The 23580-nt window shown below is 45.5% G+C and carries 18 protein-coding genes; 6 read left to right on the forward strand and 12 right to left on the reverse strand.

From position 1 onward, the window contains the following. Positions 1–67: 67 nt before the first annotated feature. The 4 genes from slyD to kefG all read right to left on the reverse strand — a co-directional run bounded on the left by slyD (position 68) and on the right by kefG (position 3477). The gene (slyD, locus tag OCV56_RS14595) at positions 68–658 is read right to left on the reverse strand and encodes a peptidylprolyl isomerase (protein ID WP_086715744.1); all 591 of its coding nucleotides are present in this window, start codon (positions 656–658) and stop codon (positions 68–70) included. Between the two features lie 94 nt (positions 659–752). Continuing rightward, the gene (locus tag OCV56_RS14600; RefSeq protein WP_029235422.1) at positions 753–953 is read right to left on the reverse strand and encodes a YheV family putative zinc ribbon protein; all 201 of its coding nucleotides are present in this window, start codon (positions 951–953) and stop codon (positions 753–755) included. 156 nt (positions 954–1109) lie between these two features. Further along, the gene (gene kefB, locus OCV56_RS14605; RefSeq protein ID WP_086715746.1) at positions 1110–2906 is read right to left on the reverse strand and encodes a glutathione-regulated potassium-efflux system protein KefB; all 1797 of its coding nucleotides are present in this window, start codon (positions 2904–2906) and stop codon (positions 1110–1112) included. Beyond that, a complete protein-coding gene (gene kefG / locus OCV56_RS14610) occupies positions 2893–3477 on the reverse strand; it encodes a glutathione-regulated potassium-efflux system ancillary protein KefG (protein ID WP_086715748.1) in 585 nt (194 codons plus the stop codon). The genes kefB and kefG overlap by 14 nt, the downstream gene beginning before the upstream one ends. Before the next feature lie 174 nt (positions 3478–3651). Here kefG and OCV56_RS14615 point away from each other — a divergent pair, with 174 nt between their 5' ends. The 6 genes from OCV56_RS14615 (at position 3652) to crp (ending at position 9716) form a co-directional block, all read left to right on the forward strand. After that, positions 3652–5574, forward strand: a complete 1923-nt coding sequence (locus tag OCV56_RS14615) for an ABC transporter ATP-binding protein (protein ID WP_086715750.1) — start codon at positions 3652–3654, stop codon at positions 5572–5574. Next, on the forward strand, positions 5571–6041 hold the full coding sequence (locus OCV56_RS14620) for a TIGR02444 family protein (protein WP_086715751.1): 471 nt from the start codon (positions 5571–5573) through the stop codon (positions 6039–6041). The genes OCV56_RS14615 and OCV56_RS14620 overlap by 4 nt, the downstream gene beginning before the upstream one ends. Before the next feature lie 269 nt (positions 6042–6310). Next, positions 6311–7291 (forward strand): hydrolase, encoded by a 981-nt coding sequence (locus OCV56_RS14625; RefSeq protein ID WP_086715753.1) that lies wholly within the window; start codon positions 6311–6313, stop codon positions 7289–7291. Between the two features lie 393 nt (positions 7292–7684). Further along, positions 7685–7897, forward strand: coding sequence for a YheU family protein (locus OCV56_RS14630; RefSeq protein ID WP_086715756.1), 213 nt, complete (start codon positions 7685–7687; stop codon positions 7895–7897). A 77-nt stretch (positions 7898–7974) separates the two neighbouring features. Then, positions 7975–8844, forward strand: a complete 870-nt coding sequence (locus tag OCV56_RS14635) for a phosphoribulokinase (protein ID WP_086715758.1) — start codon at positions 7975–7977, stop codon at positions 8842–8844. Positions 8845–9083: 239 nt separating this feature from the next. Then, positions 9084–9716 carry a cAMP-activated global transcriptional regulator CRP gene (gene crp, locus OCV56_RS14640; RefSeq protein WP_004729651.1) on the forward strand — a complete coding sequence of 211 codons (633 nt, stop codon included), beginning with the start codon at positions 9084–9086 and terminating at the stop codon, positions 9714–9716. Between the two features lie 177 nt (positions 9717–9893). Here crp and OCV56_RS14645 read toward each other — a convergent pair whose 3' ends face one another. From OCV56_RS14645 to OCV56_RS14680, 8 genes are all read right to left on the reverse strand, one after another. Continuing rightward, positions 9894–10685 (reverse strand): DUF1338 domain-containing protein, encoded by a 792-nt coding sequence (locus OCV56_RS14645; protein WP_086715760.1) that lies wholly within the window; start codon positions 10683–10685, stop codon positions 9894–9896. 215 nt (positions 10686–10900) lie between these two features. Further along, complete coding sequence (astD, locus tag OCV56_RS14650; RefSeq protein WP_086715761.1) at positions 10901–12358, reverse strand: succinylglutamate-semialdehyde dehydrogenase; 1458 nt, start codon at positions 12356–12358, stop codon at positions 10901–10903. 39 nt (positions 12359–12397) lie between these two features. After that, positions 12398–13417: an arginine N-succinyltransferase gene (astA, locus tag OCV56_RS14655; protein WP_029405654.1), complete on the reverse strand. Its 1020-nt coding sequence runs from the start codon at positions 13415–13417 to the stop codon at positions 12398–12400. Positions 13418–13524: 107 nt separating this feature from the next. Beyond that, on the reverse strand, positions 13525–14736 hold the full coding sequence (locus tag OCV56_RS14660; protein ID WP_086715763.1) for an aspartate aminotransferase family protein: 1212 nt from the start codon (positions 14734–14736) through the stop codon (positions 13525–13527). Between the two features lie 464 nt (positions 14737–15200). Continuing rightward, a complete protein-coding gene (locus OCV56_RS14665; protein WP_009848915.1) occupies positions 15201–15779 on the reverse strand; it encodes an aminodeoxychorismate/anthranilate synthase component II in 579 nt (192 codons plus the stop codon). A gap of 153 nt (positions 15780–15932) precedes the next feature. Next, the gene (locus OCV56_RS14670; protein WP_086715765.1) at positions 15933–16841 is read right to left on the reverse strand and encodes an endonuclease I family protein; all 909 of its coding nucleotides are present in this window, start codon (positions 16839–16841) and stop codon (positions 15933–15935) included. Positions 16842–16888: 47 nt separating this feature from the next. Next, positions 16889–20263, reverse strand: coding sequence for an ExeM/NucH family extracellular endonuclease (locus OCV56_RS14675; protein WP_086715767.1), 3375 nt, complete (start codon positions 20261–20263; stop codon positions 16889–16891). Between the two features lie 113 nt (positions 20264–20376). Then, positions 20377–23574, reverse strand: coding sequence for an ExeM/NucH family extracellular endonuclease (locus OCV56_RS14680; RefSeq protein ID WP_086715768.1), 3198 nt, complete (start codon positions 23572–23574; stop codon positions 20377–20379). Positions 23575–23580: the final 6 nt, after the last annotated feature.

Genomic DNA, 23580 nt, shown 5'->3' on the forward strand with positions numbered 1-23580 from the left:
CCAATACGCAAAAAAGCCTCCACAAGGGAGGCTTTCAAGATTCTTAGACTAAACCGTTATTTCGGTATTAGTGGGAACCACAGCTACCGCCGCCGCAGCAGCCGTCTTTTTTCTCTTCAGCGTGGTCATGGCCTTCGCCACCACAGCAACCGCCTTCGTGGTCATGATCATGGTCGTGACCGCCACAGCCGCCTTCTTGATGTACGTGACCGTGTTGAACTTCTTCTTCAGTCGCTTCACGAACCGCTACAACTTCAACGTCAAACGTTAGAGTTTGGCCCGCTAGCATGTGGTTGCCATCAACAACAACTTCGTCGCCGTCTACTTCAGTCACTTCAACAGGAATTGGACCTTGGTCAGTATCCGCTAGGAAACGCATGCCAACTTCGATTTGCTCAACACCTTGGAATACGTCAGCTGGAACACGTTGAACTAGTGCATCGTTGTGCTCGCCGTAAGCATCTTCTGGAGTAACAGTTGCAGAGAACTTGTCACCAGCTACTTTGCCTTCAAGCTCTTTTTCAAGACCTGTAATTAGGTTGTTGTGACCATGAAGGTAATCTAGTGGAGCTTCTGCAGTTGATTGGTCAACTACTACGCCATCTTCAAGTTTCACTTGATATGCAACACTAACTACTACGTTCTTTTCAATTTTCATGAGAGCTCCAAGGAGGTTTGGACTAAGCTCAAACAGTTGAGCTTAGGAAAAATTCTGTACCCGGATATTATGGGGATCAATTAACGAAACTCAATCATTCAGGCTTAAAAATGCCGATCATTTCTTGATTCGCGTGTTCAGACTTCTCTACAGTTTTCGGTTTACGCTGCTCTGTGAAGTCACAATCGACACATTCCACCAGCTCGATATTATTCTCAATCCACCAACGGAGTGTGTCTTGAGTATTGCAACTTGGGCAGCTTGCCCCTGCGATAAAGCGTTTTTTCTGTTTCACGTTCATATCCTTTACTACTCTGGATTCGCGGTTCTTCCGCTCTAGCTTTGTTAAAGACTAAACAGAGACCGCGTTTATTATTAGATTGGTTCTTTAATCTGTTACTTCTATGCTCAGGCTATATCTGTTAGCTCAAGCTATTAGTTCCAATTCGAGCTACTGCCAATAGTTTCGAGATTGGTGATCGTTTTCCATCTCATGTCCAAAGATCTCTTCAAGTTCTTTACGAGCCTCTTTCGCTCTTTGGGCTAGCTCAGCATCTTCGTTATGCTGAGGCAGTAACTCTTTCAGCATACCATTATCCAACTTTCTAAAGTGTGCTTCTGCTCGCTTCGCTTTATATGGATGCATGCCAAGTTCAGTCAATGTTTGACGACCTAAATCCAGTGCCCCAAGGAAGGTTTCACGAGAGTAGTTACTCACACCGTGGTTAAGTAATTGATACGCTTCAACACGACTTCGGGCACGCGCTAAGATCTTTAAACGTGGGAAGTGCTGCTTACATAGATCTACAGTTTTCATGATTTCGTCTGGAGAGTCTGTACACAGCACAATCGCCTCTGCTTTATCAGCACCGGCTGCGCGTAACAGTTCTAGGTGAGTCGAGTCTCCGTAAAAGACCTTGTAGCCAAACTTTCTAAGGATATGGATTTGGCTGGCATCACTCTCAAGAACGGTAATACGAATCTTATTGGCATACATCAAGCGACCAATGATCTGACCAAAACGACCAAAGCCTGCAATGATCACTCGAGGACTGCGATCGACAACATCCGAAGACATTGCGTTTTCACTGATTTGGTTAAGTTGACGAGCAAAGAATCGGTCTTGCAGCTTGAGCATCAATGGCGTGGTTACCATTGAAAGGCTCACAACCACCAATAAGAACGACACTTGTTCGCCACTTAAGATGCCCTGCGCACTCGCCGCGGTAAAAATAACGAAAGCGAACTCACCACCTTGGCTGAGAATCATCGCCATTCGGCTACGGGCTTTGGGCTGAGTACCAAAGATTCGAGCCAGCGCATAGAGCACTAAGCCTTTCAATACGACCAATGCAGAAACGGCAATCAGTATCGCGAATGGGCTTTCAGCGAGTAAGCCTAAGTTCACCGCCATCCCCACAGAAATAAAGAACAAACCAAGCAATAACCCTTTGAATGGGTCGATGGCGATTTCAAGCTCGTGTCGATATTCACTTTCAGCCAGAAGTACGCCAGCTAGGAAAGTACCCAATGCCATCGACAAGCCAATCTGTTGCATGATCACGGCAATACCAATTACCAATAACAGTGCTGCGACGGTGAACAATTCACGTACACCACTCATTACTACGTATCGGAATAGCGGTCTCAACAAGAAGTGACCACCGACCAGTAAACCAATCACGCCACCCAGCATCCAAAGCATGTCCGCCCAGCTGCCGCCGGTGTTACCTGCCAGTAGTGGCAACATCGCCAACATAGGGATCACGGCAATATCTTGGAATAACAAAACCGCAAAGCCAGATTGCCCAGCTTCTTTGCCACCAAGTTCTCGCTCTTCAATAACACGCAAGGCAATCGCGGTCGAAGACAGTGCTAAGCCCATACCTATTACTAGACTCGTTTGCCAAGTTAAACCGAACATACAGGCGATAGCGGTGATGATCAGAGTGGTAATCAGCACTTGCGCGCCACCTAACCCGAGGATGGGGGCTCGCATCTGCCACAGTTTTTTGGGGTTAAGTTCTAAGCCAATCAGAAAGAGCAGCAGTACCACCCCGAATTCGGAGAAGTGCAGAATCGCCTCTACGTCACTGATTAAGCCAAGTCCCCACGGGCCAATAGCTACACCAGCTAATAGGTAACCGAGTACTGACCCCAAGCCAGCTCGCTGCGCAATAGGAACCGCAACCACAGCAGCCGCTAAAAATATAACGCTACTTTGTAGAAAATCATTAGTCAGAGCCATCATCTGCTCCTATATCTTGTAGCGGGTCTCGCAACCAATTTCGATACGCTTCTGCGTGTTGGTAACGCGTCATATCGGTGACATTGCGCGCCCAGTGTAAAACCAAAGGGGATATCCAATTCATCTGACACAAAGCCGCGGTTAGCTCGAATGGTTGCAAAATCTCTTGTAATGGATATTTATTATAGCCTGCGGCACCAAACGCCTCTTCTTTACCACCGGTTGTGATAACGCTACGCCAGTATTTACCCTTAAGTGCGCTTTGCTCACCAAATGCAAAACCCTTGCCTAAGACGCGATCAAACCACTCTTTCAACAATGAAGGACATGAATACATAAACAAAGGGTGTTGGAACACAATCACATCATATTCAAGCAGTAATTCATGCTCGGAAGGCACATCAATAAAGAAGTCCGGATAGATGGCGTAGAGATCGTGAATTTTGACATTCCCAAGTGACTCTATCTTTTTAACCATGATCTGGTTAGCGATAGAGGTTTGCGGCTCTGGGTGCGCATAGATGACCAGCACCTTTGGCACGGGTTTGTCTGTCGAGGGAGTATTACTCATTCCTTTGAAACATTCCTTTGAAAGCTAAACGGTGGCAAGGCCACAAGAATTTAAGCAAAAGTTATTAATATGTTATTGGCATCATAACGCAAATTGCATTGTGATCGACTTTTATCTGGTTTCAGCCTACTATGCAGGCGTCTGTTCACCTCTAATTTCTATGCTACTTCAATTATGATTACTTTCTCTGATATTCAATTGCTACGCGGCGGTAAGCCACTCCTAGACCAAGCATCTGCGACTTTTCACCCCGGCGACAAGATCGGTTTGGTTGGTAAAAACGGCTGTGGTAAATCTACGCTATTCGCCTTAATTAAGGACGAACTGTCTATTGATGCAGGCTCATTCAGCAAACCTGCCCATTGGGAAATGGCTTGGGTTGCCCAAGAAACACCAGCATTAGAAAGAACAGCAATTGAATACGTGATTGATGGCGACCGCGAATATCGTGGCCTTGAAGATCAACTAGAGAAAGCTGAACAAGCCGACAACGGCACCTTGGTAGCAGAAATCCACGGCAAGATTGAGACAATAGGTGGTTACAGCATCAAAGCGCGAGCTGCGGAGCTACTAGACGGCTTAGGCTTTAGCCAAGAACAAATGGCATGGAACCTGACTCAATTCTCAGGTGGTTGGCGCATGCGTTTGAACCTAGCGCAAGCCCTACTGTGCCGCAGTGACTTACTGCTACTCGATGAACCAACCAACCACTTGGACTTAGACGCAGTAATGTGGCTAGAGCGTTGGTTACAAAGCTACCCTGGCACGCTAGTGCTTATCTCGCACGATAGAGACTTCTTAGACCCTATCGTCAACCGCATCGTGCATGTTGAAAATCAACAGCTCAATGAATACACGGGTAACTACTCATCGTTCGAAACCCAGCGAGCGCAAAAGCTGATTCTGCAACAAGCAATGTACCAAAAGCAGCAGAAGCAGATGTCTCACATGCAGAGCTACATTGACCGTTTCCGTTACAAAGCGTCAAAGGCTCGCCAAGCGCAAAGCCGTATTAAAGCACTAGAGAAAATGGAACAAGTGCTGCCTGCTCAGTTTGATAACCCATTCAGCTTTGAGTTCAGAGAACCAGACGCACTACCAAACCCAATCATGATGATGGACGAAGTATCTGCAGGCTACGATGACAATCTGATTCTAGAAAAGATTCGCTTGAATCTAGTACCAGGCAGCCGTATTGGTCTACTTGGTCGAAATGGTGCTGGTAAATCAACACTGATTAAACTGCTTTCTGGCGAACTGAAACAGCAAGGCGGTGAATTGAGCTATTCACAAGGCGTTAAGATTGGTTACTTTGCACAGCACCAATTAGAAACCCTGCACCCTGAAGAAACACCGCTACAACACATGATGCAGATTGCCCCAAAACACACCGAGCAGCAACTGCGTGATTACTTAGGTAGCTTTGGCTTCCAAGGTGAAAAAGCACTGGATAAAGTGGCACCATTCTCAGGTGGTGAGAAAGCACGTTTAGTATTGGCACTGCTGGTATGGCAAAAACCAAATCTGTTGCTACTCGATGAACCAACCAACCACTTGGATCTCGACATGCGTCAGGCGCTGACATTTGCTCTACAGACGTTTGAAGGCGCGATGGTTATCGTATCGCACGACCGTTACCTACTTCGTGCAACCACTGATGACCTGTACCTTGTACACGACCGCCAAGTTGCGCCGTTTGACGGTGACCTGAACGATTACTACAAGTGGCTAACCGAACAGCAAAAAGTGGAACGCAAAGAAGCACAAGCCCAGGCTCCAGCGAAAGATGGCGCCAACAGTGCTGCTGCGAAAAAAGAGCAAAAGCGTAAAGAAGCTGAGTTCCGTAAATTAACCGCACCAATCCGTAAAAAGCTGACTCAATTTGAAAAGCAGATGGATAAACTGACGCTTGCTCTTGAAGAAGCCGAGCAACAATTATCCGACACTTCACTGTATGAAGCTGAAAATAAGGCTAAACTGAATGAAGTACTCGCCCTACAAGCGAGCAGTAAGTCACAACTTGAAGAAGTTGAAATGGATTGGATGTCCACTCAAGAAGAGCTTGAGCAGATGGAACAGGATATGGATAGCTTATGAGCCCAAAGCACGCCCCAATATCACTAACACTGGAACGACTATGGCAATTTAGCCTTCAGTATTACAGTGTGCGCGGTGTTAAAGATGCGTGCTTAGCTTTGCAAAACCAGTTCCACGGCAACGTCAATCTACTGCTGCTCCTCAAATGGCTCGATGAGCAGCAAATGTCTTTTGCAGAAGAAGAGTGGCACAAAGTACAACAGTGCTTAAGCCGCTCCGAAACCTTACTTCATAGTTATCGAGAGTTACGTAAACACCTTAAAGAGCATGTTGTCGACTCTCTCTACCGTGAAGCCTTACAATTTGAACTGCAACTTGAGAAGCAGCAGCAATCCGATCTTGTCGACTGTATCAACTCACTGCAACTGTTCACCAATCAACAAGCGCCACTGGCTCTGCAATATTGTCGTCTACTCGGGGCAGAAAACCTCTATGACGCATTTTCTGAACCCGCCCCTCAGCCTTAACTCATTTTCTTTCTCTTTTGAGTTGTTCCGGTACAAGCTTACTCTCGTACTAATACTTAGGTGCACCTAGCAAACGCGTACTCATAGCAAGCAGAAACTAGCTCGTACAAGTTTGATAATATTCAATCAGTTACTCACAACATGTTTTTACATTGAGTCTCAGTGAAAGGCTTGCGCTTGCACCGAGAATCAACCAAGCTCAAATAAAAACGTGGGCGCATCGCAATACTTAATACTTTTCAAAGCCCATAAAAAGCACGGACTGTTTTATGACCATATTTACCGCAGCGGCTGGTTTATCTAACCCACACTTACAAACTTTAGTGCCAAGGTTTATCAGAAAGCAGGCGTTGTTCCATCCTACATGGCAAACCTTAGAAACGCCTGATGGCGATTTCCTAGACCTTGCTTGGAGTGAATCACCAGATAACGATGAACTAACGAGCAACAAACCTATCTTCATTCTGTTCCATGGATTAGAGGGGAGCTTTGAGAGCCCATACGCCAATGGACTGATGAACGCGTTTGCTAAGGATGGTTGGTTATCTGTAATGATGCACTTCAGAGGTTGTAGCGGAAAACCGAATCGCTTGGCTCGAGCTTACCACTCTGGAGAGGTAGAAGATGCTCGCTTCTTTTTGAGACATCTGCATTCAAGATTTCCCAATAACCCTAAGGTGGCGGTTGGCATTTCGCTAGGCGGCAACATGTTGGCTAATTATCTCGCCGATTACGCAGATGATCCGTTAATATCAGCGGCTACAATTGTTTCAGCACCCTTTGACCTTGCTTGTTGCTCAAGTCGTATCGAACAAGGCTTTTCCAAGCTCTATAAGAAGTACCTGCTCAATTCGTTGAAATCGAATGCGTTGAAGAAACATAAGCTGCTACAAGAAAAGATTGGCATCTCAGCGGAAAGTATCAAAAAGATCGACAAGTTGTATGAGTTTGATGAACGAATCACAGCGCCTCTGCACGGGTTCAAGAATGCACAAGACTATTACGCACAATGCTCAGCCTTGCCTAAATTGAATCGGATTAAACTGCCGACTCAGATCATTCATGCCAAAGACGATCCTTTCATGACAGATGCTGTAATCCCAAAGTTCGTTCTGCCCGATAACATCGATTATCGGCTGTTTCAAAAAGGCGGGCATGTTGGGTTTATTACTGGTAGTACACTCAAACCAAGGTTTTGGTTAGAAGAAGCGCTGCCTGCCTACTATGAAAGTATTCAAGATTCGGCATAACAGCTAAGCCTGCTAAATATAAACGCGAAAGCTTGATAAGATAGCGCAGCCCTAATTGGGCTGTGTTCAAAAAATCACTAAACACACATCAACAACCTACCAGGGCGTGTTGACCTTTCGAGCTGATTTTTGCAGCGAGTTGCTGGGTATTTATACAAGGCAGAGGCTTTGATGTGTAGCTAGCCTACATGAGAGGCCGATAACGCAGTAGAAATGACCAGCAAACGCAGCCCGGAGGGTTCGGCTAAAAGCGTTTTACTCATTGTTGAGGGAGATTTACTTAGAATGACTAGGCTACTTCTCCCTCGCCGCGATTAAAACGCTTTTATCTCGAACAAAATTTAACCACGAAAGATCAACACGCCCTAATGAACATAAAAGAGAGAAGTATTTATGATCATCCCATGGAAAGATATCGAGCCTGAGACGCTAGAAAACCTCATCAAAGAATTCGTGCTGCGTGAAGGTACAGATTACGGCGATGTAGAGGTTTCACTGCAAAACAAGATTGACCAAGTGAAACATCAATTAGCTTCAGGAGAAGTCAGTATCGTGTTTTCTGAGCTCCATGAAACCGTTGATATTCAAGTCACAAAACGCTTCTAGGCTGCGCTCATAAAGGAGCCGTGTTATAGTGGTAAACGATTGCTAACAAGTAAGTTACTCAAAAGACAAGGGTTGTCATGTCCGCTAAACATCCAATTATTGCGGTGACGGGTTCATCTGGAGCCGGCACCACCACTACCTCAGAAGCCTTCCGAAAAATGTTCAATATGATGGACGTGAAGGCTGCTTGGGTTGAAGGGGATAGTTTCCATCGCTTCACTCGACCAGAAATGGATGTCGAAATCCGCAAAGCGCGCGAGCAAGGTAAGCACATCAGCTACTTTGGTCCACAAGCCAACGACTTTGGTGCGCTAGAAGAATTCTTCCGTAAATACGGTAACGAAGGTACAGGTAAGGTACGTAGCTACCTACACACCTTCGATGAAGCCGTGCCTTACAATCAAATGCCGGGCACCTTCACGCCATGGCAAGATATCCCTGAAAATTCCGATGTGATGTTTTACGAAGGCCTGCACGGCGGTGTGGTTGATGGTGACATTAACGTTTCTCAACACGTCGACTTGCTGATCGGCATGGTACCGATCGTAAACCTAGAATGGATCCAAAAATTCGTTCGTGATACCCGCGATCGTGGCCACTCACGCGAAGCAGTAATGGACTCCATTGTTCGTTCAATGGATGATTACCTTAACTACATTACCCCGCAATTTTCGCGTACTCATATCAACTTTCAGCGTGTTCCAACCGTAGATACATCGAACCCACTTAACGCCAAAGGGATTCCGAGTTTAGACGAAAGCTTCGTGGTTATACGTTTGCGTGGCATCAAAAATGTCGATTTCCCCTACCTTCTGGCTATGATTGATGGCTCGTTTATGTCTCGTCATAACACGCTCGTAGTACCTGGAGGCAAGATGAGTTTTGCTATGGAGCTCATTGTGAGGCCAATTCTACAACAACTCATCGAAACCGGAAAAATAGGTTAACAAAACAACATTCTGGTTGATTACTTTTCATACCGTGATCATGTGCACAATTTTGCGTAAAAAATCGTAGCTTGGTCACGATTAAAATCAAGAAATAGTACCTGAAAAAGGATACTATTCTTAAACGAAACACAAGATAGCTTGCAGCGCTCAACGAGTGCTCTTATCCTAAAAGTCAATCCAGGCTTAGCTAAAATACGGAAAGCGGCAAGCATACCCTGCAGAGGAAGTGAGATATTATGGTTCTAGGTAAACCTCAAACCGATCCAACATTAGAGTGGTTCCTTTCACACTGTCATATTCATAAGTACCCTTCAAAAAGTACTTTGATTCATGCTGGTGAAAAGGCAGAAACCTTGTACTACATCGTTAAAGGTTCTGTGGCAGTTCTTATCAAAGACGAAGAAGGTAAGGAAATGATTCTTTCTTACCTAAACCAAGGCGACTTCATCGGTGAGCTTGGCTTGTTCGAAGAAGACCAAGAGCGTACAGCTTGGGTTCGTGCTAAATCTCCTTGTGAAGTAGCTGAGATTTCTTTCAAGAAATTCCGTCAACTTATCCAAGTGAACCCAGACATCCTAATGCGCCTTTCTGCGCAAATGGCAAACCGTCTACAAGTAACTAGCCAAAAGGTTGGTGACTTAGCGTTCCTTGACGTAACAGGTCGTATCGCTCAAACGCTACTAAACCTAGCGAAACAGCCAGATGCAATGACTCACCCTGACGGCATGCAAATCAAGATCACTCGTCAAGAGATTGGCCAGATCGTTGGTTGTTCTCGTGAGACAGTAGGTCGTATCTTGAAGATGCTTGAAGAGCAGAACCTAATTTCTGCACACGGTAAAACTATCGTGGTATACGGCACTCGTTAATCTCGATTAACTGAGCCAAAAATTTGAAAGCCACCAAATGCGAATTTGGTGGCTTTTTTATTATCTAAAGATCAGATACAAGATACGAATGGAACACATGAGGCTCTCGCCTTGTAAACATTCTCGAAGCGAAGCGTACCCTAGTCTCTAGGGCAAAGCCCGTGCACGTATCTTCTTTTATCCGTTGGTGCTTTCGAAGATCTTATCCGCTGATGCAGCGACAAAACCGGTATAAAGCTCACCATTCGCCATTGCATAACGCTTAGCGAACTCATAGAAGCCGCCAGGAATCATCTCATTGCCTTCAACAAATGCCACTGGCACTTTGTCCGCCATTGTTGATGATTGCTCTAATAGAACCTCTGGAGAGCCTTTTACCTCACCGCCAGATGCATTGATTGTGAATCCCGACTCACTTAGGTAGTCATTCACAGCCTGAACTTCATCGAACTTGTTCAGTTGATTGACACTAACCGTGAAGTGGTTGGCGCCATAACCGTGAGCCGCTAGCCAAGACGCGTATTCACTCTCTTTTGCTAGTACTTGAAAATCAGCGAAACTCAAATCCCATTGGCGACCACCAAACAAGAACTCATGACCTTGAAGCTTGCTTGCATCAACCTGCTCAACCAACTTAGCAACGATCTGTTGTAAGTCATTTGAACACTCTTCAACCTTCAATTCACTAATGAACACTTTCGGTTGTTTTGGGTCTGGGTGCTCGTAGTGTTTTGCCACTAGCTTCTTGCTCTCAAACAGGTAATCGCCACATGCCTTATAGCCTAACTCAAGGAAAGGTTTAGCTAACGTTTCAATACCTAGAGGGGCAACATTGAAAGTACGCAGTGCAATGTGATCATTGATCAGCGCTTCATCTTCTTTTAGCAAATGATGTACTTTCTCTGCCGATGGGCAAAGCCTGTGAATGTAATCGTCCCATAGAGATTTAAAGAGTAGATCGGGCGTCATGGTGACTCCTTGTCAGAGGTTCTAGCAAGCTAGTAATTTGGATTAGAAAGGGAAAGACTGAGACACAAAGTCAGCAGCCATCAGCCTGTGACATACTTGTTCTATTATTATCTACCGCCCAATCTTGACGCTGAGCGTGGTTAAAATAAGGAAGCGATACGCCGCTTCCTTATTTCATAACTAATCAATGAGCCTTAGCTCAATATCAATCTAAACTACAGCTCGATACCTGGGCTAAACGTAGCTGGCAGTTGAGTTTCACCACCTTCCATTGAAGCCATTGGGTAAGCACAGTAATCCGCCGCGTAGTAAGCACTTGGGCGTAGGTTACCTGAAGCGCCCGGGCCTCCAAATGGTGCATCACCACTTGCGCCTGTTAGCTGGCGGTTACGGTTAACAATACCCGCGCGGATATGGTCAACAAAGTATTCCCATTCAGAATCGTCTGTTGATACTAAACCAGCAGATAAACCAAAGCGTGTGTCGTTAGCTAACTCTACCGCTTGCTCTAACGATTGGTAACGAACCACTTGCAGCAATGGACCAAAGTACTCTTCATCTGGCAACTCAGCAATGTTGGTTGCATCGATAATACCCGGAGAAACAAACGCCGCTTCGCCCGCTTTTGCTTCTACTAGGCTGACACCGCCTAGCGATTGCAGATTAGCTTGCGCGTCCAAAATGAACTTAGCTGCAGCTTCTGAGATCTGAGGGCCCATGAAAGGAGCAGGTTCCGCGAATGGCTGATCAACACGAATCTTTTGCGTAGCCGCGACCAGTTTATCGAGAAGCAGATCGCCCTTCTCACCAACAGGAACATACAGGCGACGAGCACATGTACAACGTTGACCAGCACTGATGAACGCCGATTGGATTATGGTGTATACCGTTGCGTCTGCATCACCGTATTGGTCACTGATCACCATAGGGTTATTACCACCCATCTCTAGTGCCAGCATCTTGCCCGGTTGACCCGCGAATTGACGGTGAAGGATGTGACCCGTGTTAGCGCTACCTGTGAATAACACGCCATCAAGGCCTTTAGCATCAGCCAGTGCGATGCCTGTCTCTTTGGCACCTTGTACTAGGTTAATCACGCCAGCAGGTAGGCCAGCTTCTTGCCATAGTTTCATCGCAAACTCACCAGTCCAAGGTGTCTGCTCTGACGGTTTAAATACCACGGTATTACCCGATAGCAGTGCTGGAACAATATGACCGTTAGGTAGGTGACCAGGGAAGTTATAAGGGCCAAATACCGCCATTACGCCTAATGGACGATGACGCAGTACGATTTGGTTGCCTGCCGCTTCACGCGAAGCTTCACCAGTACGTTCGTGGTAAGCACGAATAGAGATAGCTATCTTGCCCGCCATAGCGCCCGCTTCAGTACGAGTTTCCCAGATCGGCTTGCCCGTTTCTTTGGCGATGATCTGTGCAATTTCTTCGCTGTTCTCTTTAACTTTTTCAGCAAAATTCAACACGATCGCTTCACGCTCTGCAAAGCTCAGTTTTTTCCAAACTAAAAAGGCTTCACGAGCTGCTGCTACTGCAGATTCAACCTGTGCTGGTGTTGCGCTATCCCCCTGCCACACTACTTCATTATTGTATGGGCTTACTGATGTCATGGCGTCACCTTGACCTGCCACCCACTGTCCTGCTATCCACTGAGTCATACTTCTATCCTTAAAATCTTCGACAGATAATCGCCGCTCTTACTGAGCCAACATGCGAACGAATTCGCCTTCTTTTACTTCAAGAGCGCTTGCTACTTCAGATGATAAAATCACTGTGTCGCTTGCTTGGTCATACGCGCCTTTCGCGGCTACTGCGCGGAAGTTCTCAAACGAGGTATTACCAATTAGGAAATCTTTAGAGCTAGAATGCTCTGCAATTTGAACCTGTGCTCGAATCGCATGACGCACTGATTCAATGTTTCTTAAATCACACTCAACCGTTGGGCCTGCATCAAAAATGTCGACATAACCACGGTTAGTGAAACCTTCACGTTCTAGCAACTTAAGTGCAGGACGCGTATTGTCATGAACCTCTCCAATCACCGCCTGAGCTTCTTTGCTCAGTAGATTCACATAGATAGGCAGCTTCGGCATTAAGTCAGCAATGAAGCCTTTCTTACCAATACCGGTTAGGTAGTCGGCGAGCGTGAAGTCAATAGAGAAGAAATGCTCTTGCAACCATTGCCAGAATGGCGAGTTACCTTCGGCATCTGATACACCGCGCATCTCAGCAAAAATCGTTTTCGAGAATCGCTCTGGATGCTCTGCCATAAGCAGGAATCGGCACTTCGACATTAAACGGCCGTTCAGGCCACCACGGAAGTCAGGGCGCAAGAACAGTGTGCAGATCTCACTGCATCCGGTGTAGTTATTACCGAAAGTCAAAAGCTTCACGACGTTATTCACGCCAAGCTTTTGCGATGAGTGAACCACTTTGCTGATGTGGTAAGAGTAAAACGGAACATCCCAGCCGATTGAAGCTTCGATGCCTGTCGTACCGGCGACTTCACCCGTTTCAGTGTCGAAGCCAACCATTAGGTAGCCTTCATCACCGGGTTCAGTCACGTCTTGTTTGGCAAAGCTGTATTCAGAATGAGTAATACGGTTAGTTAACAGTTCTTCGTTAACCGGAAGAGATGTGAATCCATGTCCTGACTCAACAGCGCAGGTATGCAGCGCATCGTAATCAGATAGTTTTATTGGGCGAACAACTAGCATCAATATTCCCTCCAGATGCAAAATAGGCCCAAAACCAGAAGCTTGGGCCTTTAGCAGAACGTCATGGGATCGCTCTATTGGCGATCATTCCTATGACGCCGCTCAGGCTAAACTAGCGTAGCGATTGCTTTATCTAGTTTTGATAGGCCTTCTTCAATTTCTTGTGTAGTAATGACCAATGATGGCGTGAAACGAACCACGTTTGCACCTGCAACCAGTACCATCAAGCCTTGTTCGCCTGCTGCTACTAATACGTCACGCGCACGGCCTTGCCACTTTTCGTTAAGTGCAGCACCTAGTAGCAGGCCTTTGCCACGAACTTCACTGAAGATTTGGTACTTATCGTTAATCTTAGCAAGACCATCACGGAACAATGCTTCACGCTCTTTCACGCCTGCTAATGTTTCAGGTTGGCTAACCACATCAACAACCGCTTCTGCAACAGCACACGCCAGTGGGTTACCACCGTAAGTAGAGCCATGCGTACCGACTTTTAGATGTGTCGCTAATTCAGTCGTCGTAAGCATGGCACCAATAGGAAAACCACCACCCAGTGATTTAGCAGTGCTCAAGATGTCTGGTGTTACACCTAGACCTTGGTAAGCATAAAAGTTACCAGTACGGCCGTTACCGGTTTGTACTTCATCAAAGATAAGCAGTGCATTGTGTTTGTCACACAGTTCACGAACTGTGTTCACGAATTCAGACGTTGGAGAAATGATACCGCCCTCGCCTTGCAGAGGTTCCATCATGATGGCACAAGTGCGATCAGAGATGTGCGCTTCTAGCGCTGCAATATCATTGTAAGGCAGGTGAGTCACATCGCCAGGTTTTGGACCGAAGCCATCAGAGTAAGCTTCTTGACCACCAACCGTTACAGTAAAGAAAGTACGACCGTGGAAACCTTGTTTGAATGCAATGATTTCAGATTTCTCAGGACCGTGAACATCTGCCGCCCAACGACGAGCTAGCTTTAGAGCTGCTTCGTTCGCTTCCGCGCCAGAGTTTGCAAAGAATACTTTTTCGGCAAAACATACGTCTGTTAGCTTTTTCGCTAGACGCAGTGCAGGTTCGTTGGTCATCACGTTACTTAGGTGCCAAATCTTGTTTGCTTGCTCAGTAACTGCGTTAACCATTGCCGGGTGACAGTGACCCAAACAGCTCACAGCGATACCACCAGCAAAGTCGATATACTCTCGGCCTTGTTGGTCCCAAACGCGTGCGCCTTCCCCTTTTACCGGGATCATTTCCATTGGGTTATAACAAGGCACCATCACCTCATTAAACAGACTACGTTCTACTTTATTTTCCACTGTCATCGTACATTCCTTCTCGATACCGCAAGCTTCGCAAATAAGCGTAATGGTTCATAAGTGAGACAAAGATATTTTGTCTCGCCATAATCCCGCTGCAGCATTATATTTACATTTAATTAACCTTTTCAATAGTAGATTATTCTTTAGCCATCCCTAACAACCAGCTAAACGTCACTACCTATGACTATTTATGCATCAATTAATCTGTTTTATGAAGCTTTTTTTACCTAAACATATAACCAGCAATAGCAAAGCCTTACTGGCACAGCGGTATATAGGGTTCGAGAGGAAATAAGGCGAATAATTTTGCATAGGCTAAAAACTTAGCGAAGCGAGAGAGAAATGTTATAAAAAGTGATCAGCGTCAGGGGGAGAGAGGTGCGTAAAGCCCGAATTTAAACGCTTAACGAATGGACTGACAGGTTTAACTGGCTTATTTAGACGGGGAACGGGTCAAATTTAAACACTCAGCGTGCTAGGAAGTTAGCAAGAAGCTGGTGTCCTTGCTCAGTTTTAATCGATTCCGGGTGAAATTGCACTGCATCAATCGGCAAGGTTTTGTGTTGATAACCCATGATCTCATCCATGCTGCCATCTTCAAATTCCGTCCAAGAAGTCAGTTCAAAGCAGTCTGGTAGCGTGCCATTTTTCACCACGAGTGAGTGGTAACGTGTCACGGTCAACGGGTTGTTCAATCCTTGAAAAACACTCTTGCCATTGTGGCGTATCGGAGAAGTTTTACCGTGCATCACTTGTCTGGCTCTCACTACTTCACCGCCAAACACTTGAGCAATAGCTTGATGACCAAGACACACCCCTAAGATAGGTAGTTTGCCAACGAAGTGTTCTATAACTTGCAGAGAGATTCCTGCATCATCCGGCGTACAAGGACCCGGAGAGATAACAAGGTGACTAGGATTCAGCGCTTCGATGCCTGCGATATCAATCTCATCGTTGCGTACAACTTTTACAGTTACCCCTAACTCACAGAAATACTGATACAAGTTATAGGTAAAGGAGTCGTAGTTATCGATGATAAGTAACATGGGTCGAAATCGTAGTAGTACTGAAGAAATAACAGGGTGTATTGTGCAGTAAGCAAAAAGAAAGGCAAGCCCCAAGCACAACATAGCTAAAATTAAGGCCAGCAAATGCTGGCCTTATACTTATCACTATCTAAGCTATGATAAACATATCAATTACTCGGTACAGTCTTTACGGAAGATCGACTCAGCCCACTGTGCATTATCAACGAATGGGTTACGGTTACCCTGGATGTCTTGAATCTTAGTGTTGCGATTAAATTCAAAATCATCGATTGGATCTTGGATATTCCATTCTAGTAAGCGACAAACATTACCCAAAGCCGTACCGTTATCGACAACAGAAGCAACCAATTCAAGATCTGGGTTAGATGCATCATCGTCATTTTTGCCTTCATAGCGTGTTGCCATGTAGAACATCATACGAGCTACGTCACCCTTCACCTCATCACGGGGCTCAAATGAATCGCTATCTTTTTTATTACCCGCTTCAGGTGATTCTGATGTTGGAGAACCACCATTATCGAACTCTAAGTTGCTACGCTCACTGTTGATGGATGAATCTGTAGGGCGTAAGTGGTGGATATCCGTATATGCTGAGGCACGGCTATCATTGAACCCGCCATTAGACTTCGGATAGCTATGTTCTCTATTCCATGAATCACCACCCGATCCTGTATCCTTGGTATCTTTTGCTTGTGAGCGCCCTGTGTACATCAAGATTACGTTATTACTGTCCATCGGATCTTCATCCGTGATCATCAACGCTTTCCAAACATCCATTGCATCAGGTGAAGAGTTATCGGTGTAAGGAAGTTTCGTAATACCCGTAGAAATAATGGCATTCAGAGCCGCTTTCAGCTCATCACCTGATTTATCAAGTGCACTATCGTAGTACCCATCAGGGTTATAAACCTCGCCTGGTGGGATTGGCGGCTCAACAATCGTTGTTTGACACGTTACCTTAGGTAGCGTGCCGACAACATGTGGATCATGTGCTTGTTCATATGCCGCATTAACACTGAATGCACACGGGATAAGTAAAGTCAGTAGTGTCTTTTTCATACTTTTAATTAGGGACAACGAGGCCCCTACTCCTTTATGCAATGAGGTTACTTGTTAAAACGACGACGTAGGAAGCCAAGTCCTAGTAAGCTCAATAGACCACCTAGGCCAAATGAACCACCATCGCTGCCAGAATCACTCATTTGAGTAATAGACACTTGCTGCGTTTCAATCACTTTACCTTCAACAGCTGTTGTTACTGTGTAGTCACCAACTTCTAAACCTGAGATAGGTACTTCCGTCCAACCCAGCGCAATTTCGAACTGATCAAGAACGTCTTTTTGAACATTTGAAGAAGTCGCGACAAAGGCTTGAGTTGCATTATTGAAGCTCACCGACACTTCGTCTCCCACTTTTAAGTAAGCAGAATCTGAATTCTTAGTGAGGTCAACAAAGTGATTAAAGGTACCGCCACCGATAGGGGCCTGTGGACGAGGTTCATTAATAGGCTCATCAGGAAGCTCGACTGGTGTCCCTGGCTGTACAGGTTGGTCTGGGTCAGGGAATACAGGATCAACTGGGTCAATTGGTTTACCGGCAAAGGCAATCGATAGTACAACTGGATCATGCCCTGCTGCGCGGAACGAGTCAGAGTACGCTTGACCAAGTTCATGCTTAGCATCCAGTGTTTGAGATTCACCCGCATTGATATTCCAATGGGTTGCACCAATAACTTTTGACTTAAGTCCCGCAGAGGTCAGAATGTAGTCGAGGCTGCCATTCTCATCCCCTTGAACTACGTTGTAGCTATTTGGATCTACAATCTCCATTACGTTTTCAAAACCATAGCTATCGGCAACAACCACGCCTTCTTCGTGCAGAGACTCTTCCCCTATAAAGGTCTTCTCAGCCGTCTTGATCTCGTAATTTTCAGGTGCGCCAGAACGATCTGTCAGTACTGTGATAGCATCCTCGTTATTAAAGGCATTTAGACTACCAAGAATGACTTTTTCACCTTCCATCTCTGCCAACTTCTGTCCTAGGTAATCCGCAGCAGATACACGTAGATTCTCACAACCGCCTTGGCGATCGTCATCCGATGTATCTTCTAGACAAATTTGGTCTTTATCAGCAAAATGGTTTACTGCAACCACAAGTTTCTCTTCACGATCTTTGAATGAGAATACCGGCACAACCGCTGCATGCTGAGTCGTAAACTCACCATTTTCCGCTTCTTGCTTCGGCATAGGGATCACTTGTAGCGAATCTAAACCAACTGTACTCGGACGGAAAATAACAAAGTTCGCTGTCGCTAGCTCACCTACCGTTGTTAGCCCTTCACGGCTAGCAATGTTGTACTGCTTAGCCTCAGGAAGATCAGCATTAAGCTGAGTTACTAGGTAAGAAATCGCTGAGCTTTCTTCAAAGCCGTTGTTTTCAATTTCCATCAAACCAACGATGTCAGCATCCAATGCAGTTAACGCAGCAACAAGCTTCGCTGTTTGGTGATCAAACTGAGTTGAATCTTGCGCTCCAGGTGTAGCATCAAATGCTAAGAAGTCATTGCTCTCACCGCCACCCTGCAAGCTATTGAAGAACTCTTGGGCGTTAAACGTTGCAATACGAACGTCACCCGCATCAACTTTAGGTGCTAAGTCACGGTTATTACCACGTGCAATGAAAGTATCGTTGTTCGCATCTTCCGTTACATAGAAACGGTAGTCTGAGTAAGAGTACCCAAGCACACCCTGAAGGTTACTTGCTCGGTCGCCAACACGAATGAAATCTTCTGTCGAACCATTTTGATCAATATCTGTTTTAGCAAAGTCTGGGTACCATGCCGGTGCGCCAACAGTATCTTTTGTAAATGATTCAACCACTAAGCGTGCGTCATCATTACAGTCCGCTGCTTTTGCGGCTTCGTCAGTACCCGGGAAGTTCGCTTGGTTCGGGTGAACGCTTGCTTTTCCTTGACTAAGAACTAGGTTGTAACGCTGAGGTCCATCATCCATGCTGTAGCTACGTGAAACGCGCATATCAACCGCAGAAGTTAGGTTAACAAGCATGCCTTCATGACGTTCTAAGGTGAAATCGAACTCAGAGTCTGAAGCAATTTGCTCAAGGTTCACAGCCGATACAGAGCCAGTGCCTACTGCTTTAATCGCTGTTGCAGGAATTTGAGTCCAACCAAATTTTTCTTCAACAGGGCCAGTTACCTGAACCTTATCACCCACACTTAAGCCAGTTACATCACCGACAACAAAGATACCGTCAGAGGTTTTTGGATCGCTGTCTGGCGTTTCATCTTGCATGTAGAAACCAACTGCAACATCACCATCAAGCGCTTCACTTTGAATCGCAGTGATCACGCCTTCAACGGTAAAGGTTTCATCAGAAATGAACTTACCATTGGCTGGGTCTGTATACGGAGAAGCCCAAGAATCGCCCTGGAGTTCACTGATCAGAGTATCTGGCGATGGGTCTGGGTCCGGATCGGGATCTGGGTCAACCGAGCCATTAACTTTACCTAAGCCATCAAATGTGTCTTTCGCTAGCTCTATCCAGTCCGATTCATTGTAAGTAGCTGACGGTGACGTACCATTTCTTTGCAAAGTAACATCTTTACCCCAACCACTCGCAGTCGGAACCTCGCCAACAACATCAACTAAGCTATCACCATTGAACAGCCCGACGGCATCACCACCATTGTGATACAAACCACCCGTAATAGAGCTTACGCCATCATCTAACGTTATAGTTGCTGAGTCGTGTAGAACAACCAGTACCGATTTCGCAGGTAATGTTTGTCCGTCAAGGATCACCATATCCAATGGAGTCTCATCACCATCTTTATAACGAACTAATTTATAGCCCGTTAGGTCGATATCTTCAGAGCCATTGTTATAGAGTTCGATCGCCTTGTTGTTTGAGCTGCCTTCTACATATTCAGTAATAACAACTTCACCGGAACCACCACCTAGCTCAACTTTGCCAAAATCACTCCAATCATTCATATCTACAACTTCAAACTTACCCGCATCATAAGTTGTACTTGGAGACATGTCCGTTCGGCGTAAAGTAACGTTTTCATTGAACTTACTGCCATCGCCAGCACCGACGATATCAACAACACTGCCATTGTTTCGCACTGCTACTGCATCATTACCATTGAAGTAAGTCACTGTAGATTCAACGTCACCTTTGCCTTTTAGTTCAGCATCAGCGCTTGCGTTGACGATGACGTAAGTTTGGCCCGACGCCAATGTCACACCATCTAAAGATTGACTGCTGTTCCAATCACCACCATTTGGTGCAAGATCGACGGTATATCCATCCAAAGTAGCGGAAGAAGAGCCGACATTGGCAATTTCAATTGCTTTATTGCTCCCTGAGCCTTCAGTGATCTCAGAGATGATGATATTCGCATTTGCCATAGGTGCGATAACCGCACCAACAGCAATCGCTATTAAACTTTTTTTCATGTTTGAACCTCAGAGGTAAACAGATTTATATCCATATCAGCCAAGTTAACGCTGTGTTTCCTAGGCTTTACTCAAAAGAAAGGGTTAGTAAAAATTACTAACCCTTTTATCAGTTACTGACGGCGGCGGCGTAGGAAACCAAGACCAATCAGTGACAACAAAGCACCGAAGCCGAAGCTACCACCTGAACCATCGTATTCAGGAGTCACAGGCGACACATTGCTTGAGTCTTGCTTGCTAATGTTGGTAGTCATTGTCATTGACTCAATAACTTGAGACGAAGACGCACCAGCATTTTGTGCAGCAACACGGTCCCCCATTAGCTTCATGGAAATCGTGTATGTACCCGTATCAAGGCCAACCACATCAAACATTACTGTTTGTGCACCGTCTTGACTTAATGTCACTTTCGGTAGAGAGACATTTTGTGGGCGTGGAGAGATAGAGATTTCAGCAACATCACCAGATTTCGCGTCAGCCGAAACTGGGAATGCAATATCAGCACGGCCGCTCTTCACTGCAATATTCACATTCGACTCACCCGCTTCGCCATACTTGTAACCTAGCGATACCATTGCTGGATCGTGGTCTGAAGAACGAATTGGTGTTTCTCTAGCGAATGGGTTAGAAACCTCATCAGATGCTTTCTTGTAGTTGCTGTAGTCATTCAATGAAGATTCAGCCGCATTAATATGCCAGTCAGCAGCATCCACCAAACGATCTTTCAATGAAGGCGTGATTAGAAGGTGGTCCAGAGAACCAATCTCGTTGTTGTATGAGTAACTCCAAGCGGTTTTGCCTGCTGGGGTTTTCAAGTCAACCGCATTTAGGTAGCCAAATGTTGTCGTGATCTTTTGACCATTCTTTTCAAACACTTCATCACCAACAAAGGTGTAGCTTGATGCGTAAATGTCTTTGCCAGTTGGATTATCAGTAAGAACAAGCATTGGATCTTCGTAGGTGTATGAGTTCATGTCACCCAATACCACTTGGTCGCCACCAATTTTTGCCATTTCTGTACCTAACTGGTATGCAGCCGATACACGGAAGTTTTCACACGAACCTTGGTAGTCATCGTTACGAACATCATCATTTACCGGATCGAAATCAGCCCAAGTTTCCCAACCAACCCAATCTTCATGACAAGTCGAACCTTTTGATTTCAAGTGGTTAATCGCAACAGTTAGACGTTTACCGGTATTTAGAACATGGAAGGTCGCCGCAACTGTATTACGTTGATAGTTGTCACCACTTTCACGAACTGCACCGTCACCATCAATAATTGCACCACCATCAGGATATTCCACTAGCGGAGCATGCTGCTCAGGCATTTGAATAATTTTACCTGACACAATCGAAACTTTAGACGGACGGTAAATCAAACCCGACGTAATCGCATCTGTACCAATCGTGTCGTTTTGATCCAAAATGGTATCGCCATTCTTATCGAAACCAACGAACACATAGCGATTGTGGATCGAGTCTTGATCACCGCGCTTCGCGTAATCTTCTTCATTGTATTTTGCGTTAACAGAAGCTAGAAGCGTCTTGATTGCACCAAAGTCACCAAAACCGTTGTTCTCGATTTCCATCAAACCAAGAATATCTGCATCTAGACCGTAGATAGCCTCTACAATTTTTGCTTTCTGCAGTTCGTATTCTTCTTCCGATTCTGCGCCACGGTTATCACCATGTTGGTTCGCACTGCCACCGTATGGTGAGTTGAACAAGTTCAACACGTTTTGCGTCGCCACTTTCACCGTAAAGCCTGCATCGTACTCTTCATTAACGATGTCATACTCGCCAGAGCTTGAAACTGGACGTGGTGTGTTAGGAGTAATATCAGCACTTGTCATCTGATAACCACCAGCCGTAGGATCTTTCACGACTAAGCGATATTCATCGTAGGTATAGGCAATCACACCTTCTACGTTTTTAATGCCATCATTAATACGAATTGGATTATCGTAGCTGAAGTTCGCGTAGTAAGGGATCTTGCCGTTACTTGGTGCCTTTTCACTGTCTAGGAACAGAGTGGCATCGCGGTTTTGTTCAATCTTAGCGATCGATTCAAAGCTGCCTGCAACATACTCTTGGTTCGGGTGGAAGTTCGGTGTTTCATACGCTAGAGCCAAGTTATTACGGAACTGGCCTTTATGGTAAAGCTCGAAGTCGAAAGCAAATGCACGAGTTACGCGCATATCTTGGTTGCCGTCTTTATTGTCATCCATGTCTTCAACAAGTTTGACGAGCATACCCTCATGACGCTCTAACGTATTTGCAAAGGAAGCACCATCTTCTGGAAGACGCTTTAACTCAACAGGGCTAGGAGGAGTAACGCTATTGCCAGTTTCTACCCAGTTTCCTGACATATTAAACTGTGTTTGACCAAAGTATTCACGAACAGTACCAACCACAGTCACTTCTGTACCGACGGCGGGTTGAGTGCTTGAGAATACAAACAGGCCATCTGAGGTCAACGGGTTGCCATCGTGATCGTAAAGGAAGAAACCTTTAGAAAGACCACTACCAGCACTTGGCAATACGTAACCAACATACGCTGTTAGTTTGTATGACGCTTCAGTCTCATAAAATTTGTCTTCTTTTAATTGCGTTCCAAATTCAGCTTCAACCAGAGGAGAGAACTTACCTGTGCCCTGCACTTCAGCGATTGTGACTTCTACTGGCGGCGGCGGTGGCGTTGGTGGCTCTTCAAGAGTCAGCTTACCAAGGTCTTCATAAACATCCGTACCTACGTTAGCCCAATGCAGTTCTACATACGAACTGTCTGGCGCTGTTGCATCTTTTGTACGACGTAAAGTAACCTCTTTACCCCAAGTTGAGCCGCTAACACCAATAATGTCGTGAATGGTATTTGGGTTATCATCAGCACCAATCCATACTGGATCATCACCGTTAAAATTCAGTGCGTCATGCCCAATGCCGCCGTAACTGCCTGAATAAACGATCGTCGCACTATTTGCTGCAACTGCATCTTTCAAATCAGACGTCGCGTTATCACCCACAACAACAATACTTTCACCAGCTGCAATGGTGACGTCTTTTAATACTGGAGTTGCATCATCCGGCTTTAAAACTTTATTTTTATAACTGCTGTAATACAGAGCATGATCGGTAAAGGTGAACGGTGTTGTACCTGTATTGGTAATCTCAATTGCGCTGTTGATTGCGTAACTATCAACACTCGATTCTACGTATTCTGTAATCAGAATATTATTGATGTCAGCCAGTGCCGCGCCGCTAAGCACACTACTAATCGCACCAGCGAGTAGAGTCATTTTCTTATTCATATTCGA

Origin of the sequence: Vibrio gigantis, from assembly GCF_024347515.1 — a bacterium.
Classification (GTDB): domain Bacteria; phylum Pseudomonadota; class Gammaproteobacteria; order Enterobacterales; family Vibrionaceae; genus Vibrio; species Vibrio gigantis.

Bases quoted from the DNA above. Each gene is read 5' to 3' on its own strand.
- slyD (WP_086715744.1), bottom strand. From the start codon at position 658: ATGAAAATTGAAAAGAACGTAGTAGTTAGTGTTGCATATCAAGTGAAA.
- kefB (WP_086715746.1), bottom strand. From the start codon at position 2,906: ATGGCTCTGACTAATGATTTTCTACAAAGTAGCGTTATATTTTTAGCG.
- kefG (WP_086715748.1), bottom strand. From the start codon at position 3,477: ATGAGTAATACTCCCTCGACAGACAAACCCGTGCCAAAGGTGCTGGTC.
- OCV56_RS14615 (WP_086715750.1), top strand. From the start codon at position 3,652: ATGATTACTTTCTCTGATATTCAATTGCTACGCGGCGGTAAGCCACTC.
- OCV56_RS14620 (WP_086715751.1), top strand. From the start codon at position 5,571: ATGAGCCCAAAGCACGCCCCAATATCACTAACACTGGAACGACTATGG.
- OCV56_RS14625 (WP_086715753.1), top strand. From the start codon at position 6,311: ATGACCATATTTACCGCAGCGGCTGGTTTATCTAACCCACACTTACAA.
- OCV56_RS14630 (WP_086715756.1), top strand. From the start codon at position 7,685: ATGATCATCCCATGGAAAGATATCGAGCCTGAGACGCTAGAAAACCTC.
- OCV56_RS14635 (WP_086715758.1), top strand. From the start codon at position 7,975: ATGTCCGCTAAACATCCAATTATTGCGGTGACGGGTTCATCTGGAGCC.
- crp (WP_004729651.1), top strand. From the start codon at position 9,084: ATGGTTCTAGGTAAACCTCAAACCGATCCAACATTAGAGTGGTTCCTT.
- OCV56_RS14645 (WP_086715760.1), bottom strand. From the start codon at position 10,685: ATGACGCCCGATCTACTCTTTAAATCTCTATGGGACGATTACATTCAC.
- astD (WP_086715761.1), bottom strand. From the start codon at position 12,358: ATGACTCAGTGGATAGCAGGACAGTGGGTGGCAGGTCAAGGTGACGCC.
- astA (WP_029405654.1), bottom strand. From the start codon at position 13,417: ATGCTAGTTGTTCGCCCAATAAAACTATCTGATTACGATGCGCTGCAT.
- OCV56_RS14660 (WP_086715763.1), bottom strand. From the start codon at position 14,736: ATGACAGTGGAAAATAAAGTAGAACGTAGTCTGTTTAATGAGGTGATG.
- OCV56_RS14665 (WP_009848915.1), bottom strand. From the start codon at position 15,779: ATGTTACTTATCATCGATAACTACGACTCCTTTACCTATAACTTGTAT.
- OCV56_RS14670 (WP_086715765.1), bottom strand. From the start codon at position 16,841: ATGAAAAAGACACTACTGACTTTACTTATCCCGTGTGCATTCAGTGTT.
- OCV56_RS14675 (WP_086715767.1), bottom strand. From the start codon at position 20,263: ATGAAAAAAAGTTTAATAGCGATTGCTGTTGGTGCGGTTATCGCACCT.
- OCV56_RS14680 (WP_086715768.1), bottom strand. From the start codon at position 23,574: ATGAATAAGAAAATGACTCTACTCGCTGGTGCGATTAGTAGTGTGCTT.